Source organism: Paracidovorax oryzae ATCC 19882, assembly GCF_000687165.1.
Taxonomy (GTDB): domain Bacteria; phylum Pseudomonadota; class Gammaproteobacteria; order Burkholderiales; family Burkholderiaceae_C; genus Paracidovorax; species Paracidovorax oryzae.
Genome location: NZ_JMKU01000058.1, coordinates 1 through 5,011, shown reverse-complemented (window position 1 = coordinate 5,011; position 5,011 = coordinate 1). Strand labels below are relative to the sequence as shown.

General features: G+C 62.8%; 2 protein-coding genes and 1 pseudogene. All 3 read right to left on the bottom strand.

What is annotated here, in order from left to right:
• A pseudogene (locus T336_RS0122290) lies at nt 1-595 on the bottom strand (transposase); the annotation flags it as partial.
• A gap of 71 nt (nt 596-666) precedes the next feature.
• Nucleotides 667-1,077 (bottom strand): hypothetical protein, encoded by a 411-nt coding sequence (locus T336_RS26895; protein ID WP_156957930.1) that lies wholly within the window; start codon nt 1,075-1,077, stop codon nt 667-669.
• Between the two features lie 2 nt (nt 1,078-1,079).
• Nucleotides 1,080-4,952 (bottom strand): CdiA C-terminal domain-containing protein, encoded by a 3,873-nt coding sequence (locus tag T336_RS25590; protein ID WP_167333665.1) that lies wholly within the window; start codon nt 4,950-4,952, stop codon nt 1,080-1,082.
• Nucleotides 4,953-5,011: the final 59 nt, after the last annotated feature.

Sequence of the window (5,011 nt, the reverse complement as noted above, 5' to 3'; positions counted from 1 at the left end):
CCCTTCGCAGCGCGCTGGCGGTTGACCAAGGCACAGGCACGCCGGTAGCCGTAGCTGGGAAGCTCTGCAATTTCCTGCCGCAGCTCAGCGAGCAGTTCGGCATCACCACAGGGCGTACGGTGCCTGCGGCCATCGGTCCATGCTTCATCGCGCGCCAGCAGCTCGCGCACGTGTGAGCGCGCCATCCCCATCGTCCGGCAGACCGTCTTCACTGCTCGTCCCCGGGCAACAAGGGCGAGCGCGCAATCCACTTTTTTTCGGCGGCGTACTCCACGGCTTCCTTGAGGATTTCGTTCTCCAGGGTCTTCTTGCCGAGCACGCGCTGGAGCTTGGCGATCTCTGCCCGGGCCGCCGCCAGCTCCGAGGCCGGCACCACTGCTTCACCTGCGGACACGGCGGTCAAAGCGCCCTGACGTTCCAGCTTGCGCCATTGGAACAGCAACCCCGCCGAGACACCTTCCTGGCGCGCCACCAGCGACACGCTCATGCCCGGCTCGTAGGTGCGCCGCACCAGGGCCGCTTTCTCGGCCAGGGACCAGCGCCTGCGGCGCTGGTCCTTCACCACTACCTCTACTGACTCCGTATGCCTAGTCATATGCACAGTCCTGTTCCTATCTCCAAAGATAAGCGACAGGACGGGGCCGGGGAATCAGGGGGCTATCTCATTCACAACAGGCTCTGGGCAAACACAGAGTAATAACGTAACCCATTTTCATCACGCACTGCGTAGACCTCCTCGCCCTGGAAAGATAGAACAAAAAAAGCATGTGTATGGTGGCACAGTGCTTCGAGGAAGATTTTCACATCTTGATTTCCCGCATCGTAGTCAGCAATTGAATAGGAAAACACAAGTCTTACTCCAACTTGCCAAGCAGCTTCTGTATCAAGACCTTCGGCAAGGACCTGCGTGTAGTCCAAATTTGTTCGAACGAAAACCGATACACCCGAACGTTCCCAAAAAGCCATTAGGGGCGACTGATCTTCTTCAGTCAAAACAGCGCTAGCCTGCATTAGCGCTTCACGCACGGCGTGAAGCGTCACGCAAGATTCAATCTCCAGATTCAGCATTAGGGCCATAGCTACTTACCATTTACATTAATCTGACCATTCTTAATGATCACCAAGTTGTTTACAGGAACCGGAAAGAGTTCCAAGTGCCGAATGACTTGGCCGGGCTGCAATGGTGAATCTGCCAAGTTGAGAACAATGTTCGGTGCTTGCGATTCCACCTTGTTCGCGATGTTGTCACGAACTGTCCAGAGATTACCTGTTTTGGGAGAATAGACATCTGCCAATTGTCCGTTGATACCAAGATCAGGGTTCTTAACGCCTTGTGCACCCCTGTTTGGAATCTGTACCACATCAAAGCCATTTTTCGCCAGGAACTCTGCAGCTTCGTTCTGCCGGTTAATCGACCGAATCTGCTCAGTACTTGCATTTCTGGGTGGCATTTCTGGGTCACCCGAAAGGCTCCCTGTGCTGGGGCCAAACGGTACCCTACGGGGATAAAGTGACGTAATCGGTCGCGTGCCAAGGCCTGCGAGGCTGCCGACGACGCCATCGATCGGTTGAGATTGCTGCGCAGCCCAAACAGCAGCATCAATCTTTCCACCGCTGGTTATATATGCGATCGTTCCGCCGATGATCCCTATAGGACCAGCCGCTCTGATAGCATCGATCTTAGTAGCTGCTGTATCCGCTGTAGACAGGCGAGTGACACCGTCCCATGCGGACATGCTCGGCCCGCTTGAGATGCGAGCTTGTTGTTCGGCAAGCGCCCTTGCTTCCTCGCGCTTTAGCTGGAGCATCCCTGCCTCACGGAAGCTCCACACCGGCTCTTGCGCTTCCGGCTGCTGCGCTGCCAACGAAGCCCGCGCAGCGGCGGCTTGCTCACCAATCGCTATGTCATTGCCATAGAGCCTCAACCCCGTGGTAGCGGCCGCCGTGTCCGCGCCGGGCAACATGATGGACTGATCGGGCATGATCCGCCGCGCATTGCTGATGCCGTTGATCTCAAAGAGCTGACCTACGTAGTTGTTGATGGCGCGCTGACTGGCTCCAGTGCCCAACTGCGAGCGCGCAATCCGCTCCAGCGAACCGCCAAATTCACCCGCACGCACCGTGCGGGGCGCATCTTCTACTTGGGCAGGCAGTGGCTGCGTCTCGATGTCGCCAGGCATCCGCACCGGATACGCAACAGCGCCTTCACCGTCAGGCGACGCCGCGGTGGGTGCCATCTGTCGCAGTCCCATAGGATCAAGAGCACGACTTCTTGCCGCAGTGTCCTGTGCAAAGGTGAGCTGCGGCCCACTTGCAGCGGCCAGGCTTTGCCCAAGGGCGTTGCCAAACGCATCGGTCGCCACCTGCTGCACACTGACACGCCCGCCCTTCAGCACCGCAGTGGTCATCCCAGCTGCGACGCCCGACACGGTTCCACGGGCCAACCCCGTCGCGAAATCGCTTCCCCAGCTTCCGAACACGTTGGCTTTGTCCAGAGCCCCACCGACAGAAGCGCCGACTCCCGCACCAATCGCACCTGCCGCCACGGATTTCCAATCGAAACGCTGCTGCAGGCCCGTCACCGTGCCTATGCCTTGGGAGATCGTGCCCGAGACGGCTTGCCTGACTGCTGCATTCGCGAAGGCGCTGTCCATCTTCGGCAGCCATCCGGAACTTCCCAGGCCACTCGTGATGCCACTGCCCAGTGCACTGAGGGCCACGCTCTTCCAGCTGAAGCCGTCCTGCGCACCAATCAGGTTGCCCACCATCTGGCTGGCGATGGAGCCGACAGCTCCGCCTATGGCCGCAGCTGCAATACCTGCTGCTCCGTAACTGCCCGCCAGAGCGGCAGATCCGACCGCGAACGTGCCAGCCGTTGTAGCCGTGACACCTGCAGCAGTCCCGGCGGCTACGCCCGCGCCCGTAGTTGTTCCCACAGCGCCTAAAGCACTGGCAGCAGCACCAGCGGTGTAGATCGTCACCACGATTGCCACGACGATCATGATGATCGCCCCGATCCCCCCGCACCCGCCCCCGTTCGCCGGCACCGGCAACACCGGGTCCATGCTCCCCATCGCCTGGCTCGGGTCGTACGGCTGGAACGTCTCCACGCTGTTCGCATTCAGCGCCAGCTTGGGCACCGTCAGCGTCTGCCCTGCCGTGAGCTGCCCGTCGCCCGACACCGCCAGGCTGTTGGCGTCCGCGATGCGCCACCACAGGCTCGCGTCGCCCAGCACGTTGCGGGCGATGTCCTTGAGCGTCTCGCCACCCACCACCGTGTAGGCCACCGGGTCCAGGCTCTTGTGGCGCGGGCGGATCTGCGCGGCCTGCAGGCGGAAGTCCGCCGTGTCCACGTACGCCGGGTTGTTGGTCTGGGGTGTGTTCTCTTCCTGGGTGGGCGCGTCGCCGTAGCGGGCCAGCACTTCGCCGTTGGCGACCAGCTGGCGCTGCACGTGGCCGGGGGTCAGGGCGCTGCCCGTCACCCCGCCCTGGTAGCCCGAGGCCGGGTTGGCGATGCTGCTGTTGACCTCGGTCTTCTCGTTGAACCCGCCCTGGCTCACGAACACCGCCGTGCCGTTGGCGTCGTTGACGAACGTGCGGTCGTAGCGCGCATCGTTGCTCGTGGCCTGCGTCGCCTGGTTCGTCAGCGCCGCCGCCAGGCTGCCGTCCGGCGCCTGCGCCGCGCTGCCCGTCACCTTGGGCTGGCGGATGCCGACCACGAAGCCGTTGGCGTCGCGCTGCGTGATCGTGCCCACCACGTCACCGCCGCGGCGCGTGAGGGCTGCGCTCTGCTGCCAGCTGCCGTTCAGGTACGTGTACTGGTAGGTCGTGGTCGTGATCTGGCCATCGGCATCCTGGCGCACGCCCATGAGGTTGCCTGCCGCGTCGTAGCCCAGGCCCGTCACGCCGTCGGTGTCGTGGTACAGCAAGTTCGTGCGCTGCGCCACCTTCTGGTTGTCTCCCGGCCTGGCGCTGCGCACCACCACCCGCGTTTCATACAGCTTGGCCGTCGCGTCGTAGCGGTTGTAGCGGTATTCGTAGCTGCCGCCTTCCGGGCCGACCAGCGTGCGCGACGCCACCTGCCGGCCCGCGCCGTCGTACTTGATGTTGTCCATCATGTCGGCCGCGCCCGCCCCGGTGTAGCTGTCGAGGCGGTGCAGGTCGTCGTAGATGTAGTCGTAGGTCTTGCGGATCGTGCCATTGGCGTCGGTGGGTATCGCTGGCCCGTCGAACACCTGCTCCCTGACGCGGTTGCCCGCCAGGTCATAGAAGTACTTGTGGGTCTCGATGGCGCTGTTGACGGAGGACTTCTGCTGGCTCCGGGTCTGCCGGTTCATCGCGTCGTACTCGAACTCCGTGGTGTCCGTATGCACCACCTGCCGCTCCTGCAGCCCGCCCTGCTCCGTGGTCGTGCGGATCGTGTTGATCACGTGCGTCTTCACCTGTGAACGGTTGCCCGCCAGGTCATAGGTGATGCGCACGTCCGAGCGCCCGTCGAACACCGCCCGCAGCCGGTGCTGCGCGTCATACACCAGGTGGTTGTCCTGGTACACCACATCGTCCAGCAGACCGGACGTGAGCAGCGTCTTCTGCGACATCTTCTCGGCCACGCGGTTGCCACCGAGGTCGTATTCGTAGCGGGTGGTCTGGCCGAGGTAGTTGTCGCGGATCTCGATCAGCTGGCCCGCTCCGTCGTAGCGGTAGTCGATGTTCTTTTTCTTGTTGGTGGCCGCGGCCCCACCCACGCCCGGCTCCACGCGGGTGTTGTCCTCGTGCACGAGCTGGCCCGCGAGGTTGTAGGTGTAGTTGAAGTCCACCGGCGCGCCGCCGCCCGACTGCGCATCCGTGCGGCCGATCAGGTGGCCGAAGATGTCGTAGTTCCACGCCTGGGTCATGCCCATGGCGTCCGTCTGGCCCACCTTGCGGCCCTGCGCGTCGTAGCGGTAGCGCATCACATAGGCCAGCGGGGCGGTGGCTCCGCCTGCGCCCCGGACCGTCTCCTGGCCGCTCA